At 57.7% G+C, this 265-nt stretch carries 1 pseudogene; it reads right to left on the bottom strand.

Features of this window, described 5'->3' with window-relative positions:
- Positions 1 to 59 precede the first annotated feature (59 nt).
- Positions 60 to 265 (bottom strand): annotated as a pseudogene (locus tag SB756_RS31090) (XRE family transcriptional regulator); the annotation flags it as partial.

The following is a 265-nucleotide window of genomic DNA, read 5'->3' as shown; positions in this document are numbered from 1 at the left end:
CCTGCATGGCCTCTGTGGGAGCGGGTTTACCCACGAAGAGGCCAGTACAGGCGCTACATCTATTCAATCTCAAACAAACTGTTGCGCAGTGGCCCAACGCTCAAACGCTCACGCACATCGTCATCTATACGTGGATCATCCGGCCGGTACAGTTTTACCTGCCGATAGGCATTGACGCGATTGATCTCTTCCCCCAGATACTCCCACACCACCCGGGTACAGGCCGGGTTGCGTCGGTCGCCGCTGGACACTCCAGCCTTCAGGC

It is taken from the genome of Pseudomonas sp. SIMBA_068 (assembly GCF_046534705.1).
Taxonomy (GTDB): domain Bacteria; phylum Pseudomonadota; class Gammaproteobacteria; order Pseudomonadales; family Pseudomonadaceae; genus Aquipseudomonas; species Aquipseudomonas putida.
Note: the sequence above shows the minus strand (reverse complement) of the source record. Positions and strands in the feature narration are given on the sequence as shown.